The organism is Pseudovibrio sp. Ad37, from assembly GCF_001623075.1.
Classification (GTDB): Bacteria; Pseudomonadota; Alphaproteobacteria; order Rhizobiales; family Stappiaceae; genus Pseudovibrio.
The window spans coordinates 19,009-43,694 of sequence record NZ_LMCF01000224.1; the positions used below are offsets into that span (position 1 = coordinate 19,009).

At 50.5% G+C, this 24,686-nt stretch carries 29 protein-coding genes; 7 read left to right on the top strand and 22 right to left on the bottom strand.

The window, feature by feature from the left end; genetic code table 11:
• Positions 1–30: 30 nt before the first annotated feature.
• The 3 genes from PsAD37_RS26930 to PsAD37_RS26940 all read right to left on the bottom strand — a co-directional run bounded on the left by PsAD37_RS26930 (position 31) and on the right by PsAD37_RS26940 (position 1,656).
• Positions 31–579 carry a cysteine hydrolase family protein gene (locus tag PsAD37_RS26930; protein WP_063298704.1) on the bottom strand — a complete coding sequence of 183 codons (549 nt, stop codon included), beginning with the start codon at positions 577–579 and terminating at the stop codon, positions 31–33.
• 34 nt (positions 580–613) lie between these two features.
• On the bottom strand, positions 614–1,174 hold the full coding sequence (locus PsAD37_RS26935) for a cysteine hydrolase family protein (RefSeq protein ID WP_063298705.1): 561 nt from the start codon (positions 1,172–1,174) through the stop codon (positions 614–616).
• Positions 1,175–1,332: 158 nt separating this feature from the next.
• On the bottom strand, positions 1,333–1,656 hold the full coding sequence (locus tag PsAD37_RS26940) for an isochorismatase family protein (RefSeq protein WP_244272582.1): 324 nt from the start codon (positions 1,654–1,656) through the stop codon (positions 1,333–1,335).
• A gap of 68 nt (positions 1,657–1,724) precedes the next feature.
• On the opposite strand from PsAD37_RS26940, the gene PsAD37_RS26945 reads away from it, so the two are divergent.
• Positions 1,725–2,576: a GlxA family transcriptional regulator gene (locus PsAD37_RS26945; RefSeq protein WP_208992116.1), complete on the top strand. Its 852-nt coding sequence runs from the start codon at positions 1,725–1,727 to the stop codon at positions 2,574–2,576.
• On the opposite strand, the gene PsAD37_RS26950 is transcribed toward PsAD37_RS26945, so the two are convergent.
• The 11 genes from PsAD37_RS26950 to PsAD37_RS27000 form a co-directional block, all read right to left on the bottom strand.
• A complete protein-coding gene (locus PsAD37_RS26950) occupies positions 2,573–3,130 on the bottom strand; it encodes a cysteine hydrolase family protein (RefSeq protein WP_063298707.1) in 558 nt (185 codons plus the stop codon). The genes PsAD37_RS26945 and PsAD37_RS26950 overlap by 4 nt on opposite strands.
• Before the next feature lie 195 nt (positions 3,131–3,325).
• Complete coding sequence (locus PsAD37_RS26955) at positions 3,326–3,823, bottom strand: hypothetical protein (RefSeq protein ID WP_063298708.1); 498 nt, start codon at positions 3,821–3,823, stop codon at positions 3,326–3,328.
• Positions 3,824–4,003: 180 nt separating this feature from the next.
• Positions 4,004–4,342, bottom strand: coding sequence for a DUF4440 domain-containing protein (locus PsAD37_RS26960; RefSeq protein WP_063298709.1), 339 nt, complete (start codon positions 4,340–4,342; stop codon positions 4,004–4,006).
• Between the two features lie 3 nt (positions 4,343–4,345).
• The gene (locus PsAD37_RS26965) at positions 4,346–4,807 is read right to left on the bottom strand and encodes an ABZJ_00895 family protein (RefSeq protein ID WP_063298710.1); all 462 of its coding nucleotides are present in this window, start codon (positions 4,805–4,807) and stop codon (positions 4,346–4,348) included.
• Between the two features lie 31 nt (positions 4,808–4,838).
• Entirely contained in the window at positions 4,839–5,453 is a 615-nt protein-coding gene (locus PsAD37_RS26970; RefSeq protein ID WP_063298711.1) for a hypothetical protein, read from the bottom strand.
• A 197-nt stretch (positions 5,454–5,650) separates the two neighbouring features.
• Entirely contained in the window at positions 5,651–6,874 is a 1,224-nt protein-coding gene (gene nqrF, locus PsAD37_RS26975) for an NADH:ubiquinone reductase (Na(+)-transporting) subunit F (protein ID WP_063290459.1), read from the bottom strand.
• 12 nt (positions 6,875–6,886) lie between these two features.
• Entirely contained in the window at positions 6,887–7,495 is a 609-nt protein-coding gene (gene nqrE / locus PsAD37_RS26980) for an NADH:ubiquinone reductase (Na(+)-transporting) subunit E (RefSeq protein WP_057465438.1), read from the bottom strand.
• Positions 7,496–7,497: 2 nt separating this feature from the next.
• A complete protein-coding gene (locus tag PsAD37_RS26985; protein ID WP_057465439.1) occupies positions 7,498–8,154 on the bottom strand; it encodes an NADH:ubiquinone reductase (Na(+)-transporting) subunit D in 657 nt (218 codons plus the stop codon).
• A complete protein-coding gene (locus PsAD37_RS26990) occupies positions 8,154–8,975 on the bottom strand; it encodes a Na(+)-translocating NADH-quinone reductase subunit C (protein ID WP_057465440.1) in 822 nt (273 codons plus the stop codon). The genes PsAD37_RS26985 and PsAD37_RS26990 overlap by 1 nt, the downstream gene beginning before the upstream one ends.
• Positions 8,968–10,176, bottom strand: a complete 1,209-nt coding sequence (locus PsAD37_RS26995; protein ID WP_063298712.1) for an NADH:ubiquinone reductase (Na(+)-transporting) subunit B — start codon at positions 10,174–10,176, stop codon at positions 8,968–8,970. The genes PsAD37_RS26990 and PsAD37_RS26995 overlap by 8 nt, the downstream gene beginning before the upstream one ends.
• Positions 10,177–10,179: 3 nt before the next feature.
• On the bottom strand, positions 10,180–11,532 hold the full coding sequence (locus PsAD37_RS27000; protein WP_063298713.1) for a Na(+)-translocating NADH-quinone reductase subunit A: 1,353 nt from the start codon (positions 11,530–11,532) through the stop codon (positions 10,180–10,182).
• 533 nt (positions 11,533–12,065) lie between these two features.
• On the opposite strand from PsAD37_RS27000, the gene PsAD37_RS27005 reads away from it, so the two are divergent.
• The gene (locus PsAD37_RS27005; protein WP_063298714.1) at positions 12,066–13,094 is read left to right on the top strand and encodes an FAD:protein FMN transferase; all 1,029 of its coding nucleotides are present in this window, start codon (positions 12,066–12,068) and stop codon (positions 13,092–13,094) included.
• Positions 13,095–13,106: 12 nt separating this feature from the next.
• Positions 13,107–13,340: a (Na+)-NQR maturation NqrM gene (nqrM, locus tag PsAD37_RS27010; protein ID WP_057465444.1), complete on the top strand. Its 234-nt coding sequence runs from the start codon at positions 13,107–13,109 to the stop codon at positions 13,338–13,340.
• Between the two features lie 54 nt (positions 13,341–13,394).
• Here nqrM and PsAD37_RS27015 read toward each other — a convergent pair whose 3' ends face one another.
• Together PsAD37_RS27015 and PsAD37_RS27020 are read right to left on the bottom strand one after the other, a co-directional pair.
• Positions 13,395–13,844 carry a hypothetical protein gene (locus PsAD37_RS27015; protein ID WP_108820489.1) on the bottom strand — a complete coding sequence of 150 codons (450 nt, stop codon included), beginning with the start codon at positions 13,842–13,844 and terminating at the stop codon, positions 13,395–13,397.
• A gap of 96 nt (positions 13,845–13,940) precedes the next feature.
• Positions 13,941–14,156 (bottom strand): hypothetical protein, encoded by a 216-nt coding sequence (locus PsAD37_RS27020; protein WP_063291484.1) that lies wholly within the window; start codon positions 14,154–14,156, stop codon positions 13,941–13,943.
• Between the two features lie 437 nt (positions 14,157–14,593).
• On the opposite strand from PsAD37_RS27020, the gene PsAD37_RS27025 reads away from it, so the two are divergent.
• The 4 genes from PsAD37_RS27025 to PsAD37_RS27040 all read left to right on the top strand — a co-directional run bounded on the left by PsAD37_RS27025 (position 14,594) and on the right by PsAD37_RS27040 (position 19,002).
• Entirely contained in the window at positions 14,594–16,438 is a 1,845-nt protein-coding gene (locus PsAD37_RS27025) for a DEAD/DEAH box helicase (protein WP_063298715.1), read from the top strand.
• 185 nt (positions 16,439–16,623) lie between these two features.
• Positions 16,624–17,442, top strand: a complete 819-nt coding sequence (locus tag PsAD37_RS27030) for a hypothetical protein (RefSeq protein ID WP_153039871.1) — start codon at positions 16,624–16,626, stop codon at positions 17,440–17,442.
• A gap of 664 nt (positions 17,443–18,106) precedes the next feature.
• Positions 18,107–18,415, top strand: coding sequence for a DUF1778 domain-containing protein (locus PsAD37_RS27035; RefSeq protein ID WP_063291482.1), 309 nt, complete (start codon positions 18,107–18,109; stop codon positions 18,413–18,415).
• The gene (locus tag PsAD37_RS27040) at positions 18,412–19,002 is read left to right on the top strand and encodes a GNAT family N-acetyltransferase (RefSeq protein WP_244272585.1); all 591 of its coding nucleotides are present in this window, start codon (positions 18,412–18,414) and stop codon (positions 19,000–19,002) included. The genes PsAD37_RS27035 and PsAD37_RS27040 overlap by 4 nt, the downstream gene beginning before the upstream one ends.
• Positions 19,003–19,138: 136 nt before the next feature.
• Here the strand turns inward: PsAD37_RS27040 and PsAD37_RS27045 are convergent, their stop codons facing one another.
• From PsAD37_RS27045 to PsAD37_RS27070, 6 genes are all read right to left on the bottom strand, one after another.
• The gene (locus tag PsAD37_RS27045; protein WP_057465448.1) at positions 19,139–19,465 is read right to left on the bottom strand and encodes a hypothetical protein; all 327 of its coding nucleotides are present in this window, start codon (positions 19,463–19,465) and stop codon (positions 19,139–19,141) included.
• Between the two features lie 533 nt (positions 19,466–19,998).
• Positions 19,999–21,066, bottom strand: a complete 1,068-nt coding sequence (locus PsAD37_RS27050; protein ID WP_063298717.1) for a hypothetical protein — start codon at positions 21,064–21,066, stop codon at positions 19,999–20,001.
• A gap of 122 nt (positions 21,067–21,188) precedes the next feature.
• Positions 21,189–21,665 carry a YaiI/YqxD family protein gene (locus tag PsAD37_RS27055; RefSeq protein WP_057465450.1) on the bottom strand — a complete coding sequence of 159 codons (477 nt, stop codon included), beginning with the start codon at positions 21,663–21,665 and terminating at the stop codon, positions 21,189–21,191.
• A gap of 72 nt (positions 21,666–21,737) precedes the next feature.
• Positions 21,738–23,057 (bottom strand): amidase, encoded by a 1,320-nt coding sequence (locus PsAD37_RS27060; protein WP_208992117.1) that lies wholly within the window; start codon positions 23,055–23,057, stop codon positions 21,738–21,740.
• Between the two features lie 233 nt (positions 23,058–23,290).
• Positions 23,291–23,674, bottom strand: coding sequence for a CesT family type III secretion system chaperone (locus PsAD37_RS27065; protein ID WP_063298719.1), 384 nt, complete (start codon positions 23,672–23,674; stop codon positions 23,291–23,293).
• Positions 23,664–24,353, bottom strand: coding sequence for a hypothetical protein (locus PsAD37_RS27070; RefSeq protein WP_063298720.1), 690 nt, complete (start codon positions 24,351–24,353; stop codon positions 23,664–23,666). Before PsAD37_RS27070 ends, PsAD37_RS27065 begins: the two co-directional genes overlap by 11 nt.
• Between the last annotated feature and the right edge of the window lie 333 nt (positions 24,354–24,686).

Genomic DNA, 24,686 nt, shown 5'->3' on the forward strand with positions numbered 1-24,686 from the left:
GACCTGATAAAGCTCGCACAGCATACTTGCTCAGTGACCCAGATATTCCTCAGTCGAAATAACCTTGCCATAGGCGAACGAAAGCGCTGCCATAATCGCCCCTTGAACATATTTTGCTGGATCGATTTCGCCTTCAAACTCAAGATCACAGGTCGCACAGGCGTCGTAGATAACAGTGATGGGATAACCAAGATCAACAGTCGCACGCGCCGCCGCATCAATGCACATATGAGACATGCCCCCGCAGATCACGATTTCCTCAACACCCACATCCTCTAAAATCTGCTGAAGGTTCGTGTTCAGGTAACTGTTAGCAGAATACTTGACCACCACATGCTCCCCCTCAGCGGGGCTACAACTATCATGCAGCTCTGCCCCGATGGTTCCCTCAACAAGGAACGGAGCATACTTATCTTTAAAAAAATGCTGGATATGGACAATGCAATCATCGTTATCGCGAGCGCTCTTAAGCAAACGCTGAATGTTCGCAGCAGATTCAACCTGGCCCTCGAGTTCACACTTCCCCCCCGGGAAGAAGTCGTTCTGACAATCAATGATGATTAGGGCTTTTTTGGCCATATCCCCTCAGGAGGTTGCTCATCCAAAACGTCGATTACGCTCCATTCAACGAATGCAGGAATTCATCGGTAGAAATCACGTTGCTATGCGCAAATCTTAAAGACGCCATCATAGCAGTGTGAACATGATCCGCTGGGACGGTTACGCCATTGAACTCAAGATCCTCTGTGGCGCACGCATCGTAGATGATGGTCAGCGGATAACCCAGATCAAGGGTCTGACGCGCGGTCGCATTCACGCAGTTCTGGCTCATAGAACCACACATGACGATCTCATCAATACCAGCCTCAACAAGGATCTGCTGCAGGTTGGTGTCCTTATAGCCATTCATGTAGTTTTTAACGACAACGGGCTCCCCGTTCATGGGCCTTGCACACTCGTTAATCTCCACCCCTAGCGATCCCTCAACCAGATAAGGCTCTGTTTTATCTTTGTACATGTGTTGAAGGTGGATGACGTTTTCGTCGTTGTCTCGCACCATCTCAAGAAGACGGGCAATATTTTTTCCTGCTTCCACCTGCCCTGCTAAAGGACAGCTACCACCGGGAAAATAATCGTTCTGGCAGTCGATAATGATCAGGGCCCTTTTAGGCATAAGCACACCTCAGTCCTATTGGTCTTATTTGAGCAAACAATAAGGCCAACACGTTTAAGCATGCCGGATTTTAAAAAGCAGATTTTATAAAATCCCGAGCTATCCCTGATCAGAAGCCGGCCTCAGGAGCCGCCTTCTGAAAGCAGTAAAAGCCTGAGTTATGCAGCCAGATATTCATCTGTGCTGACAACTTTGCCATACGCAAAGGCCAGGGATGCCATAAACGCGCCATGCACGTATTTCGCAGGAATAGTCTCGCCGTTGTGTTCCATATCCAATGTCGCACAAGCATCACCAATAATGGTTGCTGTGTATCCCAAATCAACCGCGGCACGAACTGTCGCATCAATGCAGTTGTGAGACATAGAGCCAACGACGACCAGATGCTCAATGCCCTGCTCATCCAGCAATTCTTTCAGATTGGTTTCCAGAAAGCTATTTGCAAACTGCTTGGTTACGAGCGGCTCACCATCCTGAGGCAACACATCATCCTATCGGCATCCTGTCCTACACCGGCGCACAACTCTCAGCGGTTTATGGGCTAATCGATATGTTCCACGCTGCCAGCAAAAGCAATGCCAGCAGCATCGAAGCAACCGTGCTTCACGAAGATCAGATCAGCTCAATCGGAGCCACTACCTTCTCGGCGATAATCCTGCCTCCCTGTCTGGTCGATGATCACCCGACCGTCTCACCAGCACTCGTCCAATGGCTCAAACACCAGCATGAGCATGGCGCCATTCTCTGCTCAATCTGCGTCGGTGCAATGCTGCTCGCCGAAACGGGCATTCTTGACAACAGGCCCGCCACAACCCATTGGGCAATCACCGAGGATTTTGCGAAGAAGTACCCTTTGGTACAGCTCGATACTGATAAAATGATCGTCGACGAAGGTGACATCATCACCGCAGGCGGCATCATGGCATGGACCGATCTGGGCCTCAGGCTGATTGACCACTTCATCGATCACACAACCATGCTCGAAGTCTCCCGCAGATTTCTCATCGACCCAGCCGGGAGAGAACAGAAAAACTACAGCCGTTTCTATCCCAACTACTCACACGGTGATCAGGCGATTTTGAAGGCCCAACATTGGCTTCAGACCACCTATAAGCAAAAACTGACAGTACCCGAAATGGCAGAGAAAGCCGGACTGACAGGTCGAACTTTCCAAAGACGGTTTGAAGTCGCCACAGGGCACACACCAAACACCTATTTACAGCAACTCCGCATAACCGAAGCACGCCAGCAGTTGGAGCAGACCAAACGGTCTTTCAATGAGATCGCATGGGAAGTCGGCTATGAGGACCCAACAGCTTGCCGCCGCGTGTTCATCAAAACCACAGGCCTCAGCCCTGGTCAGTACCGACAAAAATTCGGATATCAAAGCGCTGCAGCTTAATGAGGTTGGGTCAAAAACTCATCCGTCGAAACAACAGCCGCATTGGAAAAGATGAGAGAAGCCATAATTGAGGCCTGTACATCATCCACGGACACTTCACGCCCACGGAACTCTATGCAGCTCGCTGCGCAGGCATCGTACACAACAGTAACCGGGTAGCCGAGATCCAAAGTCGCCCGTGCTGTCTCAACAATGCAGTATTGTGTCATCGAACCGCAGATCACCAGATCATCTATCTTATGATCTGTCAGCAACTCCCGCAGGTTCGTCCCTTCTAGGGCATTGAAGTTATATTTTGTTACAACCGCCTCATCAGCTTTCGGCCAAACCATCTTGTTGATCTTAGCACCAAAAGACCCTTCTGTCATGTAAGGCGATTTTGGATCTTTGTAGACATGCTTGATGTGTATTACGAACTCGTGGTGCTCTCTGGCGTCTTTCAAAATCTCAACAATATTCCCGACAGCTTCCATTTGCTTAGGCAATTCAAACTTGCCACCTGGAAAATGATCGTTCTGGCACGCGATGATGAGCAAAGCAGTGTTATGCGTCATACCCAACCCTCTACAGCGCATCCCTGCTGGACTGGTTCAGCTTCACATGGGAAACGCCTATAAAGCCTTAGAGTCTGCTGCGTAGGAACTCTTGAACAGAGCAGACTCTAGGAAAAATTTACCAGCTGCATACTAGGAGCCAAAGTATTTAATCGACGCGCACACAAACAGTCGGATTTTAGAAAACTCGGAGGGTTAGCTTATACTCTCGGCTTCTTCTACCCGAACAAACTTCAGCACCAACCAGGTAGAAATGCGGAGTGCCAGCCATCGCAAAAGCATCGCAATAAACAAAGTAAACAAAAACATCAGTATGGCAACAATTGCTATGGCATCTGAGTTATCTATTGCGCCCCATTGAGCCATAACCTCTGAAAAGCTCGCTTCAGATGGATACATTATGATCGCGATTAACCAGTAAAAAGGTATTTCTAAGAGGGTGCTTATAACAGCGAGATTATACAATTGGTTCTCTGAGAAGACCTGACCATACTTCTTCACAGTGAAGACGACAACACAGATCGCAGCGAACATCCCAGGTATGATCACATCAAGTGCACCGATCACTATCAGAAACTGAATTGAGTCACTCAAAGAGTTCAAGTTAGAAAATACATTGTGGGCTATAAATCCAATAAGAATATACAAGAGGGCCATCCCCAAGACCCACTGCGAGCTAACATTCTTCGTCACTATTTTAATCTCCCTAACACAATTGATTATAGCTTGAGCCTATTAAGTCACCAATCCGTATGCTTCACTTTTTCCGATTCATGAAAGCCTTCTGCAGGTCGTTAAATGGCAAGTACTTCAACAACTAAGCGGACGGTATAAACCGCAGATTTTGATTGGGTTAATTTCTCAAAGAACACACTAAACAGCTCTGTGTGTGCCTTGATGATAAATCATGGACCACTGCCCACCTTCGAGTTTCCAGATGGAAGTCCGCTGCGTCTCATTCTCGACAATGCTGTAAAACACCTGAACGAGTTCCTCACTCAACTTACGCAAGCGAAAATTCTCAATTGTTCTGACCGGATAATCCGCCGCCTCGCTCGGAAGCTCAGCGAGGACCTGCGCTCGATCATATGTCCGGCCACTTGCACCAATCTCAATGAAGTCTGCGTGAAGTAACAACTCAAGTTGTCTCTTATCTCCTCGAGTAGCAGGCCTCAAAAGCTGTTGCTCTAAGAAAAGAAATTGTTCCTGCATAGGTTATCCAATAGCCTTGAGTACTCTTTTGTACGCCTTCTTCTCAGCTCTTTTGCATCCAAGTTTAAGCCCTAACCAAATTGTCCCAAACTTGAAGAAAGCAAAAAATAACACCGCAAAAAATAGCGTATTCACGTCATTTAAGATTTGCCCTTTGCTAGGATCTCCAAACACAATGATAGTTGTAATAACTCCCTCTAAAATGAGCGCTCCAACTAAGCATAGTCCAGTAAGTTTGAGTAAGATAAATCCTTCAAGATATACATCGTGCCGGTTATAGATAGTTTTACCCACCCAATATCCTGCAAACATAGCAATCATGTAAGAAACATACCCAATCGAAAGCTCCAGCCCCAAGAAAGTAGCACTCAATAACCCTAAAACGGGGAGTCCGATTGTCAGCAATGCCAAAAGAGCCGTAAACCGGCCTGCATACTTCAACAAACTAATTTGCGAACCATCCATAATCACTAGTCAAATATCCTCAATCAAAAAGCTAACTTATCGTTTTTATACGCTTTTCAGCAAACCACTGGCCTACCACCAACCCCAAAGCGGCACAAAATGCCATGCCTAAAAAATGAAGCAGTAGCAATAACATCAACCCAAAAGAGACAGATAAATCAATCCCAAATCCAGAAAACAGTACGGCAACCAAACCAAATATAAAACGCGCCATGAAGTCCAAAGGGGTTTGACTAAGAGGACTAACGATCAATAGTTCTCGCTCAAATCCCGCGAAATCAAAGCCATTTCCAACAAGACCACTATTACTTACATACTGCTCAATAATATGAAGAAGAATGGTACTGTCGGTAGCTTCCTTAAAAACTAGAACAGACAAGTAAGCACATGCTGAACAAGCTAATGCCAACTTACACAAGTCCTTAGTTTTGATTTTTTGATGGTTTGAACGAAACAGATCAAATCCGATAATAATACCTGAAATCACCAACAAAATCGTAGGAAGGCTATTAGCTCTGATTGCAACACCAAACAGCTTTTGAGTGTAATGTAAAGCCAGCCAAATGCTCAAATAGAGCAAGATATACACGATCCCATATGTGACTGCCGTTTTTTCAATTCGCCACAAAGGCCTAGCACTTGGCATGCATAAATTCCTCACTCTGAAAACAGTGCGCATAAACACATGCAATTTTAGGTTTAGTCAAGTGAACACTAAATGCACTTTGTAAATGAGCCTTTTCTAGGCCTCTATAAGTCTGACATCATTAAGTTCCATGAGAATAAAAAAAACCCGGCGCCTCTCGACACCGGGTCTCTCAATTCTTGCAATGCTCTCAGCGTTTAGCCGCCGAAGTCGTCCAGCATGATGTCTTCACGTTCCACGCCCATATCAACCAGCATGTTGATCACGGATTGGTTCATGATTGGAGGACCACACATGTAGTACTCGCAGTCTTCTGGCGCAGCGTGGTCCTTCAGGTACTCGTTGTAGAGCACGTTGTGAATGAACCCGGTGTAACCGTCCCAGTCATCATCTGGCTGCGGATCAGAAAGCGCCACATGCCATGTGAAGTTCGGGAATTCTTTCGCCAGCTGGTCGAAGTCCTCAACAAAGAACATCTCTTTCTTGGAACGTGCACCGTACCAGAAAGTGATCTTACGATCGCGGTTCTCAAGACGCTTCAACTGATCGAAGATGTGCGAGCGCATAGGCGCCATACCAGCACCACCACCGATGAACACCATTTCCTTGTCGGTTTCGCGAGCAAAGAACTCACCAAACGGACCGGAAATCGTCACCTTGTCACCCGGCTTCAGGTTGAAGATGAAGGAGGACATCTTACCGGCAGGAATACCCTGAGTGCCCGGAGGAGGCGACGCCACACGAACGTTCAGCATGATCATGCCTTTTTCGTCCGGGTAGTTGGCCATGGAGTAAGCGCGTTCAACTGGCTCATCCACGATGGACTCATACTGCCAGAGATTGAACTTATCCCAGTCTCCGCGGTACTGCTCTTCAATATGGAAGTCAGTGTACTTCAGCTTGTGCGCAGGGGCTTCAATCTGAATGTAACCACCAGCACGGAAGTTCACGTCTTCGCCTTCAGGCAGGTCCAGAACCAGCGACTTAATGAAGGTTGCAACGTTCTCGTTGGAGCGAACAGTACACTCCCACTTTTTCACGCCGAACACTTCTTCAGGCACTTCGATCTTCATGTCCTGCTTCACAGCAACCTGACAGGAAAGACGGTCACCGCAGCGTGCTTCACGCTTGGTGATATGGCTTTCTTCAGTCGCCAGAATAGAACCACCACCCTCGTGCACTTTCACGCGGCACTGGGCACAGGTACCACCGCCACCACAGGCGGAAGGAACGAAGATTTTCTGATCGGCCAGAACGTTGAGAAGCTTGCCACCCGCAGGAACGGAGAGCGTCTTCTCACCATTGATACTGATCTGAACATCACCGGATGCAACCAGCTTGCTGCGTGCCATCAAAATGACGATCACCAGCGCAAGCACGATCAGAGTGAAGAGCGTAATGCCCCAGGTAAAGTCTTGCATCTACTCGTCCCCTTACAGCTTCACGCCTGAGAAAGCCATGAAACCCATAGCCATCAGACCAGCAGTGATGAAGGTGATGCCAAGACCCTGTAGTCCATCAGGAACATCAGAGTATTTCAGCTTTTCACGCACACCAGCCATTGCAGTAATCGCCAGCGCCCAACCGATACCGGAGGACACACCGTAAACGGATGCTTCACCCAGATTGTAATCACGCTCCACCATGAACAAAGAACCACCCATAATCGCGCAGTTCACTGTGATCAGCGGCAGGAAGATACCCAGCGCGTTGTAAAGCGCAGGAACGTAGCGATCGAGGAACATCTCGAGGATCTGCACCACAGCAGCGATAACGCCGATGTAGGAGATCAAGCCCAGAAAGCGCAGATCAGTGCCTTCAAGCCCAGCCCATGCCAACGCATTGTCATTGAGCAGTGTGGTGTAAAGCACGTTGTTGATTGGCACAGTCAGCGCCTGCACAACAACAACGGAGATACCCAGACCCAGCGCAGTCTCAACCTTCTTGGAAACCGCAAGGAACGTACACATTCCAAGGAAGAAGGAGAGCGCGAGGTTCTCGATAAAGATCGCCTTAACGGCGAGGGAAAGAAGCCCTTCCATAATCAGTGAGCTCCCTCAGTTTCCATGATTTTATAGTCGCGCTTCTCAACCTGCGCAGGCTTCCAGGTACGGAAACCCCAGATCAGCAGACCGATCACGAAGAACGCGGACGGAGGCAGCAGCAGCAGGCCGTTTGGCACATACCAGCCACCGTTGTTCACGGTCTCAAGGATCTGCACACCAAACAGGGAACCTGAGCCAAGCAGCTCACGCACAACACCAACCAGCAACAGGATCAGGGAGTAGCCCAGACCATTACCGATACCATCAAGGAAAGATGGGATTGGCGGGTTCTTCATAGCGTACGCTTCCGCGCGGCCCATAACGATACAGTTAGTGATGATCAGACCAACAAACACGGAGAGTGTCTTAGAAATCTCGTAGAGATACGCCTTCAGAACCTGATCAACCAGAATAACGAGAGACGCAATAATCACCATCTGCACGATAATGCGGATAGAAGATGGGATCTGGTTACGCAGAAGGGAGATGAAGAAGTTGGAGAACGCTGTCACAAGCGTCACCGCGATCGCCATCACCAGCGCAACCTTCAAAGAAGAGGTTACCGCAAGCGCGGAACAGATGCCAAGAACCTGAAGCGTGATCGGGTTGTTATCGACCATCGGGTCCTTGAGCATGGACAAGTCTTTGCCAGCCATTACGCCTCTCCTTTTTTCAGATTGTCGAGGAAGGTCTTGAAGCCCTGCTCGCCCATCCAGAATTTGACGAGGTTGTCGACACCACGAGATGTCAGCGTTGCACCTGCAATCGCATCAATGTGGTGTTTGGAGCCATCAATACCCGCTGGAGCCGCTTTGCCAACACCGATGTCCACGGACCCGTTATCGCCATAAACCAGCTTGCCCGGCCATTGAGCCATCCATTTTGGATTGTCTACTTCCGCACCAAGACCCGGGGTCTCACCGTGGGAGTAAAAACGCAGGCCATACACTTCATTGCCATCAGCGTTGAGTGCGATGAAACCATAAAGCGTGGACCACAGACCGTAGCCGTGCACTGGCAGAATGATACGCTCAATCTTGCCTGCATCATCGCGCAGCAGATAAACTGAAGCCAGTTTAGCCTGACGTTTGATGGATGCTGGATCATTATCCAAAGCAACGGAAAGAACCGGATCTTTCGCAGCAGCGCGCTGGTCATAGGTCGCAGCGTCTGCCGCATCAGAGAACTTGCCAGTTGCAACATCAACAAGCCGCGGCTCAAAGGCACCAAATGCCTTCTCAACGTCGACACCAGCCTCGAAAAGACCAGCAACCTTGAGGATGTTGGTTTTCTTATCCAGCGTTTTGTTGATTTCCTGCTGAGGCTTAAGCAGCACCGCAGCGCCGGAAACAATCATCGAACAGATCAGACACAGAACCACAGCAACGGTAATCGTACGCGGAGCTGAGTCCAGAGGCATCGCGTTGAAGCGCGCCCAAAGACCTGTAGGAGCTGTTGTGTTTTCAGCATTAGGCATGGCGCTTCATCCTCCGTGTGATGTTCGCCTTCACAACGAAGTAGTCGATCAGCGGAGAAAAGATATTGCCGAACAGGATTGCCAACATCATACCTTCTGGGAAGGCCGGGTTGATGACACGGATCAGAATGCACATCACACCAATCAGTGCAGCGTAGATGTAACGGCCCGGATTTGTCATCGCAGCAGTCACAGGCTCAGTCACCATGAACACCAGGCCAAACATGAAGCCGCCAGTGACAAGGTGCCAGTACCAAGGCATTGCAAACATCGGGTTAGTCTCAGAACCAATCAGATTCAGCAACAGACTGAAACCAATCATGCCCGCCAGACAACCAAGGATGAGACGATAGTTTGCGATACCCGTGGTCACCAGGAACACACCGCCAAGAGCAATAGCAATTGTGGAGGTTTCACCGAAGGAACCCTGAATGGTACCAACGAAAGAGCTCATCCATGTGATGCCGTTTGCTGCCAGTCCCTGCATGCCGTCAGAGGCAGCAACACCCAGTGCAGTCGCACCAGAGAAGCCATCAACTGGCGTCCACACTGCATCACCAGACATAGCTGCCGGATAAGCAAAGTAGAGGAATGCACGGCCAACAAGCGCCGGGTTCAGGAAGTTTTTGCCTGTACCACCAAACACTTCCTTGCCGATCACCACACCAAACGCGATACCAAGACCAACCTGCCAAAGTGGCGTAGAAGCTGGAAGGATCAGCGTGTAGAGCATGGAGGAAACAAAGAAGCCTTCGTTCACTTCGTGCCCACGCACAATGGCAAAGAGCACTTCGAAGAGGCCGCCAACACCGAGCGTTACGATGTAAATCGGCAAGAAGTACAGCGCACCATGCGCCATGTTGGCGAAGATGCTGTCCGGGTTAAAACCGATACCCAGTAGAGAGAGGATAAACGCTCTCCAGCCAGCAGGCTCAGTAATGCCCATTGCGGCCAGTGCTGAGTTTGTCTGCAGGCCAGTGTTGTACATGCCAAACAGGATCGCAGGGATCGTCGCCAGCACAACATACGTCATGACACGCTTCAGATCAGCGTGGTCACGAGCGTGCGGCGCAACGCTGGTCACTGTTTTTGGAGTGTAGATGAAGGTATCCACCATCTCATAGACGGCGTAAAACTTCTCGTACTTGCCACCCTTTTCAAAGAGCGGCGCAATACGATCAAAACTATCGCGCAAGCTCACGGGTTAGCCCTCTTTCTCGATTTTATCAAGATTTGCACGCAGCGCAGCTCCGTATTCATTCTTGGAATGGCAGATGAAGGTGCATAGCGCCAAGTCTTCTTCGTCCAACTCCAGAGCGCCAAGTTTTTGCGCCATATCAGTGTCCAGCACCATTAGGGAGCGGAGCAGCTGAGTTGGAAGAACGTCGAGCGGCATGACCTTTTCATAGGTACCCAATGGAACGATTGCCCGGATGGAGCCGTTCTTGTTTGTACCAAATGGGAACTGCAGCTTGGTGCGGAAGAACCCGGAAGGATGCACATTAAGGTTGGACCACTTCGTCATGAATGGGCGAACCCAGCCAACAACGTCTTGTTTGTGGTCTTCTTCCATCAGCGTCACCTGAGTGTGGTAACGGCCAAGGAAGGCAAACTGGTCGGCAGCAATAGTGCCGGAAAGGACGGACCCGGAAACGACACGAGCTGGAATGCCCGGTAGTGTTTCACCAGCCAGCAGATCATTCAGATCCGCACCAATGCGAGTTGCTACGAGGCGCGGCTTGGAAGCCAGCGGACCTGCAACAGAAACAATACAGGAGACATCCAGTTCACCTGTCAGGAACAGGTTACCGATTGCGATGACATCCTGATAACCGATGGTCCAGACTGTCTTGCTTTCATTAACCGGATCGAGGAAGTGAATGTGAGTACCCGCATTACCTGCTGGGTGCTTACCTTCAAAACTTTCCATCTGCACACCAGCAACGCTTGCACCCGGAAGGTTATCCTTCGGGCTGTGGCATACGAATGTGCGGCCATCGGTTAGTTTAGAGACAATCTGAAGCCCAGCTTCAAACGCGCCAGCATTCGCATTGATGATAACACCAGCATCCGCAGCAAGCGGGTTGGTGTCCATCGCAGTTACGAAAATGGAACGCGGCTGCGTTTCAAAAACCGGAACCTTGGAGTATGGGCGGGTACGGAAGCTTGTCCAAAGACCAGACTTGGCGAGTTGCTCACGAACGACAGATGCGTCCAGAGTTGCCAAAGCGCTGTTTTCAAACTTTGAGAAAGCGATCTGTTCTTCGTTACCATCATCCAGTTTGATGACGATGGTTTCCAGAACGCGACGTGCACCACGATTGACTGCTTCAATAACGCCAGCACCCGGAGCAACATAGTTGATTTCAGGAGAGCGTTTGTCATTGAAAAGAGGCTGACCCTTTACGACGCGATCGCCTTCAGCAACCAACATACGCGGCTTCAACCCGTTGTAATCCCCGCCATTCACTGCAACACGGCGAACCTCTGGACCCTTGTGGATCTCTTGGTTCGGAGCACCGGTGATCGGCAGATCCAATCCTTTTGTAATCTTCATCCCTTACCCTGTCAGGCTTCTTATAGGGCAAACCACTAGATGTTCACGGGAGTATCTACGGGTAAATGATGCTAAGTCATTCTGCTAGTTACAAAATGCCGCGCATGCGGATTATTGACTTTGACAAGTCGAACCGAGATAAATCCCCCCACGGACCGCAATTTCAGCAACAAAGCCCGAGCATTGCTGAACGTCACTCATCCATGGCTCCGGTTAGGAGTAACCGCCCGCATACCATTAAAGTGCGTTGCGGTCAGCTATTCCTACGGATTTATGCGGGCCAATACCCTGATATACCGCAAATTTCAATAGGGATTCGTGACATTGACGTAACGGCAACAAGGCTGTTTCGCGAAAATTTTATCTCAAATAAGTTTTCCCCTATGTTTTCACGTGCACGTAGTACCACCTACCAATTTCTTCACCATCATCTATTGCTGATCTTTGCGACAGCAGTATCAAACCCTATTTAACTTGACAGAAAACCAGAATAAGCCGATTACGCGGGGAAATTAACAAACTCTGAGGCCTAAATGCGCTTCCTCATTACAGCTCTCGTACTCATCTTTGTCACAGCATGTGTACCCAATGAGAAAAGTCGCGAAGAAATCATACTTCACGGCAAAACCATGGGCACTACATTCAATGTCAAAGCGATCAAAGGGTCGTCTTCTGTAACCAAACAGGAACTGCAGCAGCAGGTTGACGAGGCTCTGGTTGGCGTCAACAAGGCCATGTCCAACTGGGACAAAAACTCCGAGATCAGCCGCTTTAACCGCTCCACCAGCACCGAATGGACGCCAATCTCTCGCGATTTCAGCATCGTGATGCAAGAGTCGTTGCGCATTCATAACCTGACAGCCGGTTATTTTGATGTAACGCTGGCACCACTCATTGAGCTATGGGGCTTTGGTACCAAGCAGGACACCCCTCCCCAGCCAAGCCCGCGCGAAATCCGCAACGCTCTTGAGTCTGTCGGCATGAGCACCATGCTAGAGTTTGAGACCGATCCCCCGGCACTGCGTAAGGTCAACACGGATACCACCGTCAATCTCTCCGCAATCGCAAAAGGCTTTGGCATTGACAAAGTTGCCTCTGTTCTGGAGCAAAACGGCATTGACGAATACCTCGTCGAAATCGGTGGCGATCTGGTCACCAAAGGTAAAAATTCAAAAGACGAGCCATGGGTCGTCGGCATCGAAAAGCCAGACTCCGCAACGCGTACAGTTCAGCAAATCGTACGAGTGAGCAACAAAGGCATGGCGACGTCTGGCGATTATCGCATATACAAGGAAGTGGGCGGCAAACGCTTCTCACACATTATTGATGCTGCATCCGGGCGCCCGGTAACGCATAAACTTGCATCGGTAACTATAATTGCTGACAATGCGATGCGCGCTGACGGTCTGGCAACAGCCCTCCTTGCAATGGGAGACAAGCGCGGCATGGCTCTGGCAGAGCGTGAAGGGATTGCCGCATTCTTCATCGTTCGTGAAGGCGACCACTTTATCACCCGGTCTTCCAGCGCGTTCAGAAAATTCGAGCAGTCTGCAGAGAAATAACGGAATATCGAAATGGCAACTTTCATCATCGCGTTTATCGTGCTGGTCCTGGTCGTAGCAGGAATGGCTATTGGCGCCGTTTTCAGAAACAAGCCGATCACTGGCAGCTGCGGCGGCTTGAACGCCATAGAAGGCGCGGACCACTGCATCGTCTGCAAGCGCGAAGTTGACCCGAACAGCCCGCTTCGTGAAAAGCTGCAGCCGTGTAAGCGCAAGCAAGCGATGGAAGAGCAGAGCGCAGCTTAATCATCATCCATTTCAAAACGTTCGAGGGGCCGAAAGGCCCCTTTTGCATGCCTGCTATTTGCTGTCGGTATAATCTCGCGCAACGTCCGGACCTTCACCGCCAATCAGCTTGGCAAAGAACCCGGCAACAATCCCGAAGCCGACACCAATGGCTACAAAGCCAATACCAAGAAACAGACTACCCAGCGTCGGAAACAGCCCCTGCCCGATCGATGTCAGACTATCCCCGCCAATGAGCCAGAGCAGCAAGTTCATCCATCCGCAAATGAAACCGCCAGAGAACCAGCTCGGCATGATGGACTTCAGCAAGGGTAGATAGTTGATGACCCCGATCAACGCCACCAGGCCACCAAGCGTAATGCACCACAGGATCAGGCCGAACTGAACCACAAACGAAACATTCAGGTTAAGCAACGCGATAAGGTAGAGGCACAGGAGCCCAAAAGCCAGGCCAAACAACTTGGCTGTAATACCGCGTCTGATCAATGATGGCTTCGAAAACATACTCTTGGCTCCAATAGGTTTCTCGCGGCAGACCTCTGCCATTTGAGAGCTATCATATACCAAGGCTCTTAAAACTAGTTTTCTGCAACCAGAAAGTTATCTGCTCGCCCAGCCAAAATCAAAAACGCCGAACACCAGCAACAGAAAGCTCGACAAGGCAAGCAACCCGAAAACCCAGCACCGCAGTTTCCATCTGGCGCCTTGAAGCTTCCAGGCGTCTCTGAACAGACGGCCACTCAGAATGAACACAACAAGCAGGACCACTCCAACCCATGAGGGCATTGCACCAAAGAAGTTTGAGAGCTGATCCATTTCGCCTCCGTGTGTTAATCGCCTCTCTTTAGTTCTGCCCCACGAAAAAGGCAAATAGTCTTAGCGTAAAGCTGAAACCACCGTTCAGTTCAAAAATCAAAGCATCCAATTCCTCAACAGCACTTAGGTGGCAAACCCGCGATTTATCTATCACAATCGCCGGTGATACTGCTCTCCCGGACCTTGTATTCTAGCCGTTTCCTCGAAGCTTAGGACCTCCGAACCACGGCAAACTTACATGTACCTTTCATATCTATTTTTTATATCTCATTGACCTTTTCACGAAGTCAGACTACAAGGCCCACGAAGAAAAGAGCTCGCTTGCCATTTGCCGCCTCATGGTCCCCCGTTATGGTTTCATGAGTGAGCGGAAGCGATGGGTAGGGCAACAAAGCTCTTGCTTTATAGATAATGACCCTCCTCGAAAGAAATACTAAATGACGATACCTGAAGGGGTTGCCCCAGCGCTTTCTACCGCACTAGAAAAGCGCGAATACACGTCTCTAACCCCGGTCCAGACAGCCGTTCTTGATGAAAAACTGAAAGGCAAAGACCTTTTGGTTTCTGCTCAGACAGGCTCTGGTAAAACAGTTGCATTCGGCATCGCTATTGCGCCGGAACTGCTGGGTGATGAAGAGCGTATGGGCCGTGCGAACGAACCTCTTGCATTGTGTGTTGCGCCAACCCGTGAGCTGGCTATCCAGGTTTCTAAAGAACTGGAATGGCTCTACGGCGAAGCCGGTGCTCGTATCACCACTTGTGTTGGTGGTATGGATATGCGCCGTGAACGCCGCAATCTGTCTGCAGGCGCACACATCGTAGTCGGCACCCCAGGCCGCCTGCGTGACCATATTGAACGTGGTTCCTTTGATACTTCCTCACTTCGCACAGTTGTACTGGACGAAGCAGATGAAATGCTGGACCTTGGCTTCCGTGAAGACCTCGAATTCATTCTTGGTGCTGCACCACAAGAACGCCGCACCCTGCTGTTCTCCGCGACTGTTCCTCAGCAGATTGAAAGCCTCGCAAAACGCTTCCAGCGTGATGCACAGCGCATTTCAACAGTAAGCAACCGCGAACAGCATGCTGATATTGAATATCGCGCAATGCAGGTCGCACCAAACGACCGTGAAAACGCGATCATCAACGTCCTGCGTTTCTATGAAGCTCAGAACACCATCATCTTCTGCGGCACCCGCGAAATGGTGAAGCACCTCTCTGCACGCCTCGGCAACCGTGGTTTCGCAGTGGTTGCTCTCTCCGGTGAGCTGAGCCAGGCTGAACGTAACCACGCTCTTGGCGCTATGCGTAATGGCCGGGCCCGCGTTTGTGTGGCAACCGATGTTGCTGCACGCGGCATTGACTTGCCAAATCTGGATCTTGTGATCCACGCTGACCTGCCAAACAACGCTGACACCCTGCTGCACCGCTCTGGCCGTACTGGTCGTGCAGGCCGTAAGGGCGTTTGTACTCTGGTTGTCCCACACACCCGCCGTCGCACTGCAACGCGCCTTCTCAGCTTTGCAAAAGTGAAAGCGGAATGGGCTCCAGCGCCAACAGCACAGCAAATTCGCGACAAAGACCGTGAGCGCATCCTTGCGTCCTCCGATCTGCAGGAAGCACCAAGCGAAGAAGATTTGCCAATGGTGAAGGAACTTCTTGAGAAGTTCACCGCTGAGCAAATTGCAGCTGCTTACATGCGCCAGATCCATCAGGGTCTGCCTGCACCGGAAGAACTGCTGGCTTCAAGCTCCAATTACAAAGAAGAGCATGAGCGCAAGCCACGCAAAGACTTCGACAACGGTGTTTGGTTCCGCCTCAACGTCGGTCGCAAACACAACGCTGAACCGCGTTGGTTGCTGCCAATGATCTGCCGCGCAGGTCACATCACCAAAAATGACATCGGCTCCATCCGCATCTTTGATGCAGACGCCCGTTTCGAACTCGACGCAAAACTTGCTGACAAGTTCCTGGAAACTGTCAAAGAAAACGGCACTGGTGAAAAATCAATCACCATCACCCGTATCGAAGGCAATCCAGAACGCAGCAGCAGTGGTCGCCCAGGTGGCAATCGCAACAACCGCGGTGGCGGTGGTGGCGGCGGTTACCGTGGTGAAGGCGGACGCGGCGGTGAAGGCCGTGGTCGTGGTCGTCGTGAAGGCGGCGGTGGCGGTGGCTACCGTGGTGGCGAAGGTCGTGGCCGTGGTGGTGAAGGCCGTGGTCGTGGCGAAGGCAAGCCAGGTGGCGGCAAAAGCTTCCGCGATAACCGCGGCGGCGAATAAGCATCACATTCCAAGTTTTGAAAAACGGGCCTTCGGGTCCGTTTTTTTATGCCTGATGTCTACCTCTCCCCCCAAACACCAATAGCAATATATGCCACGTTTTAATGAGCAACTAATCTGCACTGAATACAGTTTGACGTTAGCAATCAGGGCTACTTTGCAGTTACCGCACTCATGCATCGAGATTGTCTGATATGGGAAGCACTACAAACAAACAAAATCTTAGCAAGGCGGCTTTGCATTATCAGCACATGTCAGAAGGAGATAAGTCCTGCCTCGTGGCCATGCTTTTGAACTCAGGAGCACAACAAGCAACATCAATAGGAAGCGCTCACGACAAGTTTTACGAGGAGTTGTCTAAACTAGGATTTGCTACTCAGGCTGGAATACCTTCTAGCGCCGGACAGCTTACCTCCATTCGCTCTTGGTGCCTTACCCCAGTAGGAGTAGCAAGTATGCCAACACTTTTACTTGCACTAGACACAACAGTTCTACGTAACGGTTTACAAAATAATTGCTTTAATGAGTGCGCGAAATTTGGATTGAAACTGTCAGTCGTGTACACATTTTGTCAGCTGCTGGCGTTTGCATTCGGATACCTTATCAAGCATTTGGAGATCAGTGTGTCTCTAATTAGAAAAGAACTCTCAGTTGCTGTAGTCTTCTTTTCTCTGATGGTATCCCTTTATCTCGCTACAAAAATCTGGCGGCATAAAAACAAACTAGAAGAGCGGGTCAAAAATATTGCCTATAGCGAGTTTCTTATGGCAAATACCAAATCGCTCTCGGTAGTAATCGCGCTATTGATAATAACAATTCACCTGCTGTTTGAGTTCATAGGCACTTATTGGGGCTGGCTAAGCACTCCCAAAAGTATCGTTAAGCTACTATTTCAAACTGCTGTTCTAGGTGGTGTTACTGGGTGGATCAGTCTGATTTTCTTCCCAGGCATTCTGCGAAGCCATCACAAAAAGCAATTTCGTGCAAAGAAATCTAAAACATAGTCAGATACTCATGACAGTAAGCGATAATGGAAGAGTTCCTGCACTATACCACCATGCCAAAACGCTGGCCTTCGGGTCCGTTTTTTTATGCCTGATGTCTACCTCTCCCCACAAACACCAATAGCACCACATGGCCATCCATGCAGTGGTGAAGCTTTGGTCCCCGTTAAACGGGTGGAGCAAGGCGAGCAGGCGTTGCCTGCGCTACTTGTTAAATTAGTTTCTTCGGCATCAGCTCCTCGCCTCGCCCGGGCCTTTTATCATGAGCACGCGGGCTCCCTCTCGGACAGACGTGAATGACACGTTCACGTGTCACTGGCACGTTTCCGTACCATTGGCAGTTTCCTGCCACCACCGGACGCCCTCCGGAACGACCCCAAACTCCCTACTACCACTGTGGTCTCAATAGGGTATGGCGCTTCACCGGACCTCCTGACACGATACGTTACCTCGTACCAGCAGCCCAACCCCACCCACGCCGCGGAATGGACGGTCCACTCCTGCCCGATTGCGTGGGCACAAAACTAAGATAAATCTAGAAACAGCAAGGGGAATAAGTTTTTGCTCAACCACAGCCTCCAGCCATTAAGTGCGCCTTTCTTGACTCGTACGCACATATGACGTACAAAAATACAAAGGCGACACAGGCCAAAGGAGGCACGCGATGCTTGGATTCAACGATGAAACCGAAGAGATCAAAGGCCGCAACACGGAGCGGATGAACTTCCGCACCAAGGCCCCCATCAAGGCGGCTATACAGCATGCTGCAGCATTGTCGGGCGTGGACGACTCCACCTTTACGATGAGCGCCGCCCTGCGAGAAGCAGAACGCGTGATTGAAGCCCATGAGCACACCCGCCTCGAAGCCGTCGATCATGCTGCCTTCACTGCTGCTCTGGAAACACCACCAGATCCAAATGAAGCACTCGTCACCGCAGCAAAACGCTACAAGACACGAGTGACCAGCCGTTGACGGACGTAAGCGTTCAGGAAAAGTCATCATCTGCGGATGGGGCTGAACCGCAGTTTTTTATTGAAGCTTTCGATCCTGAGAAGCATGACAGAGCGAACTTTTCTTGCGGCGTTGAACAGGTCGACAACTATTTTAAAAAGACAGCTAATAAACTCAGGAATGCGGGCAACACGTCAATATACGTGATGGTCAGCTCCAATGGAGACACAGCAGGTTTCTATGCCATGAATGCCCATGCAGTTCATTATCAGGACCTTCCGGGCAAATATAAACGGACAGCGCCGCGTCATGGTTCAATTCCTGCCGTGTATATCTCGATGATCGGCAGAGACATCCGCTACCGGGGGCAAAAGATTGGAGAAGACCTTCTGATCGATGCCTTATGCCGTGCTTCTCGCGCATCGCAATCTGGCTATGCTGCTGCTGTAATCATGCTTGATGTACTCGACTGCGGAAACCCGGAGAAGGTCGCCAGCAGAAAAGCAATCTATGAGAGACTTCAGTTTCAAAGCCTCCCATCTAACCCCCTGCGCATGTTCATGCCCATGAAAACTGCAGATATCCTCCGTCAAGAACTTGGTGGCTAAAGCATATCACTGGAAAACAGCCACACAAAAACGCTGGCCTGCGGGCACACTTCGCCCGGCCGCAGACCAGCAGGACACTCATGAAGGGCTGAGCAAGGGTAGTTGAGGCAGCCCTTGGAGTGCCGTTCACAGTGATCTAATCAAGAGACACAATATTGGTTTTGACCGGTGGTGGAGAGGCGACGCTGCGTGTCGCGTGACCGGAAAATCCTTTAGGGAAGGACGTGCCGGACAACGCATCGGTTAAAATTCCGCAGGTCTTATCAAGTGCCTCTAGGCGGTTACATAAAGCGTAGTGCAAAGTGAATAAAACGTCACGTTCGCAACTGTTCTTCATCCGCTCGCTCAGCACCATATGCTGCACATAAGCAAGGTTCTGAAGATCAGAAACAGCAACGTTTATTTCGTCAAATTCATTCTGAAGAGTATTTGTGGCGCCACAGGCGCATGCAGTGTCGTCCATAATCAAAGCCCTCACGTGGTTGGCTGTTGAATGAACCGCACGACACTGGGCTTTCTACGGCCCACTGGCGAGCGGGAGGGTAGAAACCTGACCACGGCAGGCGGGTTTATTCCCCTCCGAAGAGGGTATTGTATTCACCGCCCTCCCGCTCATAGCAAAGGGTTCGCGCCTTCAGAAAAAAGGCACAAAAAATCCGCTAGTTACGGGTGCGGCTACCGCGTGGAAAGGAGGTTTCTACGCCTCACATATGAATGTGGAATGGAACCGCCCACCTGTCAACGAAAAGTTGCAACAACCCCGCACCTGTTGCCCTAAGGATACGCTCAGCCAAAGCTCCCCCTGTCTGGCATAACGGCAGTAGCATCGGAGGCAAGACATCAATCGCTTCCCCTCCTTCGTCTTCCCGCATTTAATGCGGGATCCAGAGCCACACCCACCAACACCAGCACCTTTTGCACTGGATACCGGATCTCCGCTCCGCTCGTCCGGCATGACGGCGGAGGCATCTGGCACACGAGCTCTACGCCGAGCCACTATTCAAAACAGCTCAGAACATCTCTCTCAAAATACGGTTCCTGATTGACCCAGAACATGTAGTCCACCTTCATAAAATCCTGCGCAAAAGCATGAAGTAGCGGCACGATATTCTGATCATTTTCAATCACTTCAGTTGTGCCCGTCCGCCCCGTATAATTGCCATCCTGAATAGCAATTCCGAGAGGCGCGGAGTACGCCCGCTCATGCATCATCGCGATGGTATGGTTCAGCTGACCACGACGCTTGAACATTAGGTCCGGCGCGCCCAACCCAACACCAATGCTTTCACCATACTCATAGATTGAATTCAGATAGCCCTCATCTTCGAAGGGAAGCCACTCACCCGGCATAAAGTTCGCATACTGCATCGTAACCGATGTCGGAAACGCCGCCTTCATCGCGGACATATTGCCTTTCAGCGCTTCAGAATATCTGGCCGGACTGAACTGCTCATCATCCTCAGCGGACACCCCAATGGCAGACTCTTGCAGATTGATCCCCTCAATCCGCCCGTCAAAGGCTTGCCCCAGCGCCTGAAGAAGCTTGGCAAACCGCTCCTGCACCTTGCTGTTCCACCGCTTAGCGACCCAACCTTCCGGCTCGTTGTTATCGTTAAACTGATAAACAGCACCGCCTGCATACTCATCAGAAAGAATGTAGTCAGGAACAGGGACATAGTCAGGATTAAACGAAGCATCCTGAAGCTGGACGAACAGCTTCTTGCCTTTGGACTCCAGATACGCCAGATCCGCTTCAATCAGAGAGAAATCATAGGTCCCCTCGGAAGTTTCAAGCGCACGCCACGGATACATGATCTGCGCGCCTGCAAACCGGGAGCTCTCCAAGAACGGATGCTCCTCAATCGCCTCGCGGTCTCTGGCAAAATAAACAAAGTGTTTGATGCTATCTGGAGCAATGGGGCAAGCAGCCCCCAGATACTCTTTGTAAGCCTCTGCATACCGATCTGCAGGGTTCTTCCACTTGGCGAATGCAGATGGAGACGAAAAAGAAAAAAGCGCAACAAGGCCTAAGGCAACACAATTGCGCACGCTGATAACTGGCATAGGGAAACGACCTGACGTCTATCGAGAGTAGAGCCCCAGAAAAGCGCTCAACTTTGTCGACAAAGAGGCCTACAGCACATCATCGTCAGTTTTCACAGAGCTTAATGGCAAACACCACCCCGCTATACCGAAAACCCCTGACGCTTCAGCTGCTGAATAATCTGATCGATCTTTTGCAAAAACTGAGATCGGTCTTTCGGCGAGAACGGGCGCGGCCCGCCTGTCTGCTCCCCAAAACTGCGCAGATCTTCCATCAGGTTACGTGTTGCCAGCGCCATGCCAATGGAAGCTTCATCAAACACTTTTCCTTTTGGGGAAAGCGCAAGCGCACCAGCCTTCACCACACGGTCAGCCAGCGGAATATCCTGCGTCACAACAATATCACCCGGAACGGCCCGCTCAGCAATCCAGTCATCCGCTACATCAGGCCCATCAGGCACGATCACCCGTTCCACGTCCATGTCACGAGGCGTGTTGATGAAACTGTTGGCAACAACAAACACCTTCAGACGATACCGGTCAGCAACCTTGTAAATCTCGTCTTTGACGGGGCATGCATCCGCATCAATGTAAATAAGTATCTTTTTAGCGCTGGTCACAGCAGCTCTTCTCCTGCATCGCAGCGTATTCCCGAAAAGTGGTTCCGGTTTTCGGAGAGGAACACGCTCAAATCAGCCCTTTAGTCGCGCAGGAGCGATCACTTTGTCAATCAAACTTGCCATTTCAAGCACATGCCAATCACGTCCAGCCCGCTCAATCAACATCAAACCCGTCCCCGGCGTGCCATGCAGGTTCATGGGAATAGTCGCAGCACACCCATCAACCCAGTTCACAGCACGCGTATTCTGCGAAAGCTGTGAGCCAAATTTCTCCGGATTACTGTCAACATCCTCAAGCAGCGGCGCAACAATCGGTACCGTCGGCGCAATCAGAATATCAAACTTGCCCGCCATCTCTTTAAAGGCACGAATAGCTTCCACCCGCTTTGAGCGCGCCTCTTCCATCTCTTTGCTCGTCACCTCAGTCGACTTGAGGATTCGCTGCACTACATAAGGATCACCAGTCTCTTTGAGACCTTCCAGATACCCGCCAACCAAAGCAGTGGTCTCGTAACTGCAGATCGTCCCAAGAAACGTCGCGCTATGACACAAGACAGGCTCAGAAACCGGAGCAATGATAGCACCCGCATCCCGGATCGCCTGCATCGAGCGGTCAAAATCAGCACTTACCTGCGTATCCAGCCCCTCAGCCAACGGCGAAGCCACAAGCCCCACATGCAATCCATCAAGGCTCTTTATCCTGCGCGGAGCAAGACACTGCCCCGAATGCACAGCATGCAAACGGGTACACATATGTATTGATCGCGCAATAAAACCGACCGTATCAAAGGAAGGACAAACAGAGAAAAGACCCTTGGTCGAAATCGCCGCCCGCGTCGGCTTAAACCCGTAAAGCCCATTAAGCGCTGCCGGAATTCGCACAGACCCGCCAGTATCGGTTCCCAGAGCTGCATCACACAGCCCCAGCCCCACACTTGCAACAGCCCCCGAGGATGAACCTCCGGGAATGCGTGCAGGATCAATCACATTTGCAGGGGACCCAAAACAGGGATTAAGCCCAAGCCCCGTAAAACCCAACTCACTCATATTGGTACGGCCACAGGTAAACGCCCCTGCAGCTTTCAGGGCAGACACCACCTTGGCATCTTCACAAGCCGGAGCCCGCTTGCGCAGGAACGGCGAGCCGGCACTGGTGACAATGCCGGTTTCATCAAACAGGTCTTTGAGAGAAACAGCCACGCCATGCAAAGGCAACGAGTCATGCGCTTCTTTCTGCCGCTGATCCGCAGCTTCAGCCGCGCGCATAATTCTCTCGGCATCAAACTCCAGAAACACACGCTCTACACATCCATCAGGCAGGTCCATTGCCCGATCAATATATCGGCGCGCTACATCTACCGCTCTGAAATGTATACGAGGATCTGTCGACAAGTTATCTCCACTCATCACGCATGCATATTTATCGCACTTTGATGGTTGTCGCCTGTTTTCCTCGTCAGTTCAATCATCTCCAAACAAAAGAGATACCAGTCTATTAATCTGCCACGGCGTAGCGCGGCAAAACTACAGTGTATCGCCGAAAAATGGGAACTGGTTTTCGGACAAAGACACGCAAAAACAAAGGCTAAAGCAGTTCAGATGCTTCAACTCAAATGCGAACTGCTTTAGTTCTGTGCTGTAATGGATGAAGCAGCAGAACCAAGCGCCTCAACACTTTCCAGCAAATCCGGCAGAGACAATCCACTCAGCGAAATGCGAGACCACAACACAACAGAGCCATCATCCCCCTGCCCGACAATAATCGGATGGCCTGACTGATCAGGCAGGTTCAGCTTCAGCATACTGCTATCACTCAAGCTCTCATGAATGGCCTCACGCTCAACCCGCACCAGCAGCTTGAAATAGTCCCTCTCATTGCCCACGAAATACATGCTGAGCGAGCCATCAACATCCACTTGGTAGACCTCATTCTCCTCATACTCGTTGATCAGGTACTGCCTCATGAGGTCTTTCATCAGGTGGTGGAAGTTCACATTATTAGAAACCATGCTTTTTCCCAGCCTTCAGCCCCTCGAACTTCTCATGGAAGTACTTCCCGGGAATCTCATCCGCCTGCACAGTCTCTGAGGTCCAATCAGTCACGTAGGTAGTCGCAGGATTTTCCATGGTGCTCAGGCTTGAAAACATAAATTTGGACCTGGCATTCTGTTCAACAATAAAATTCTCAAGCTTCTTTCCCGGAACATTGGGAACATCCAGAGACTTAAAGAAGCCCTGAATTTCCTCAAAAGGAACTGGCTTTAACCCCTCAATATCCAGAGATAAAGCAGGCTTTGGCCCGGCACGTGTCCACGACACCACGGTTGGCGCTTCACCCATGATACTCTGTTTCCCATCCTCAAGACGGAAAGCCCCTGGAAACGTCGGCCACGCATCAACAATAACGGCCTCTTGTGTAGGGTCTCTGGGATCACCAATCATGCAAAACGCATGATCAACCATTAAAGAGGAAACGCGAGCCACTGGACGGTCTGTTTCTGATGCCGCAAGTAGCTTGTAGCTCACTTCCGCATGTCCGGAGCAGTTGCCGGCCTGCACACGAACAGAGCTTTCAGCCAACCCACCATGCCGCGGAGCTTTCGCCAGCCCATAGTTGGCTCGCAGATAACTCTCACCGCGCGAAGCAAACACCTCCGGTGTCAAATTACCCGCACCGTATGGAAGCAACTGCTTAGTCTGCCAGATGACTTTCTGCGCAACCTTCAGGTCTTCAAAGGCCTGCGCGGAAACGCGAACCTCCTTCCCCTGAAACTCACCTATGTACTTTTGCGCATTTTTTACGGTCGTGAAGTTAACAGTATCAGGCGTCTCTGTAGTATTTTAACGAAGACAATGAACAAGTGAAGCAAATGACGGCACTGAAATCTCCCATTACACAACCTAAGATAGACAATTCATCTCAAAATCAACAGTATCAATGAGAGAAATTCTAACTGTTAGATTTAGCACAGGAGTACGATTACATTAATTTGAGAATGCCTTGATAGGAAAAATATAATT

What these genes read in the sequence shown, in the direction of transcription:
- PsAD37_RS26930 (WP_063298704.1), bottom strand. Translation starts at nt 579, where the DNA reads ATGGCCAAAAAAGCCCTAATCATCATTGATTGTCAGAACGACTTCTTC.
- PsAD37_RS26935 (WP_063298705.1), bottom strand. Translation starts at nt 1,174, where the DNA reads ATGCCTAAAAGGGCCCTGATCATTATCGACTGCCAGAACGATTATTTT.
- PsAD37_RS26945 (WP_208992116.1), top strand. Translation starts at nt 1,725, where the DNA reads ATGTTCCACGCTGCCAGCAAAAGCAATGCCAGCAGCATCGAAGCAACC.
- PsAD37_RS26950 (WP_063298707.1), bottom strand. Translation starts at nt 3,130, where the DNA reads ATGACGCATAACACTGCTTTGCTCATCATCGCGTGCCAGAACGATCAT.
- PsAD37_RS26960 (WP_063298709.1), bottom strand. Translation starts at nt 4,342, where the DNA reads ATGCAGGAACAATTTCTTTTCTTAGAGCAACAGCTTTTGAGGCCTGCT.
- PsAD37_RS26965 (WP_063298710.1), bottom strand. Translation starts at nt 4,807, where the DNA reads ATGGATGGTTCGCAAATTAGTTTGTTGAAGTATGCAGGCCGGTTTACG.
- PsAD37_RS26970 (WP_063298711.1), bottom strand. Translation starts at nt 5,453, where the DNA reads ATGCCAAGTGCTAGGCCTTTGTGGCGAATTGAAAAAACGGCAGTCACA.
- nqrF (WP_063290459.1), bottom strand. Translation starts at nt 6,874, where the DNA reads ATGCAAGACTTTACCTGGGGCATTACGCTCTTCACTCTGATCGTGCTT.
- nqrE (WP_057465438.1), bottom strand. Translation starts at nt 7,495, where the DNA reads ATGGAAGGGCTTCTTTCCCTCGCCGTTAAGGCGATCTTTATCGAGAAC.
- PsAD37_RS26985 (WP_057465439.1), bottom strand. Translation starts at nt 8,154, where the DNA reads ATGGCTGGCAAAGACTTGTCCATGCTCAAGGACCCGATGGTCGATAAC.
- PsAD37_RS26990 (WP_057465440.1), bottom strand. Translation starts at nt 8,975, where the DNA reads ATGCCTAATGCTGAAAACACAACAGCTCCTACAGGTCTTTGGGCGCGC.
- PsAD37_RS27000 (WP_063298713.1), bottom strand. Translation starts at nt 11,532, where the DNA reads ATGAAGATTACAAAAGGATTGGATCTGCCGATCACCGGTGCTCCGAAC.
- PsAD37_RS27005 (WP_063298714.1), top strand. Translation starts at nt 12,066, where the DNA reads ATGCGCTTCCTCATTACAGCTCTCGTACTCATCTTTGTCACAGCATGT.
- nqrM (WP_057465444.1), top strand. Translation starts at nt 13,107, where the DNA reads ATGGCAACTTTCATCATCGCGTTTATCGTGCTGGTCCTGGTCGTAGCA.
- PsAD37_RS27015 (WP_108820489.1), bottom strand. Translation starts at nt 13,844, where the DNA reads ATGTTTTCGAAGCCATCATTGATCAGACGCGGTATTACAGCCAAGTTG.
- PsAD37_RS27020 (WP_063291484.1), bottom strand. Translation starts at nt 14,156, where the DNA reads ATGGATCAGCTCTCAAACTTCTTTGGTGCAATGCCCTCATGGGTTGGA.
- PsAD37_RS27025 (WP_063298715.1), top strand. Translation starts at nt 14,594, where the DNA reads ATGACGATACCTGAAGGGGTTGCCCCAGCGCTTTCTACCGCACTAGAA.
- PsAD37_RS27035 (WP_063291482.1), top strand. Translation starts at nt 18,107, where the DNA reads ATGCTTGGATTCAACGATGAAACCGAAGAGATCAAAGGCCGCAACACG.
- PsAD37_RS27045 (WP_057465448.1), bottom strand. Translation starts at nt 19,465, where the DNA reads ATGGACGACACTGCATGCGCCTGTGGCGCCACAAATACTCTTCAGAAT.
- PsAD37_RS27050 (WP_063298717.1), bottom strand. Translation starts at nt 21,066, where the DNA reads ATGCCAGTTATCAGCGTGCGCAATTGTGTTGCCTTAGGCCTTGTTGCG.
- PsAD37_RS27065 (WP_063298719.1), bottom strand. Translation starts at nt 23,674, where the DNA reads ATGGTTTCTAATAATGTGAACTTCCACCACCTGATGAAAGACCTCATG.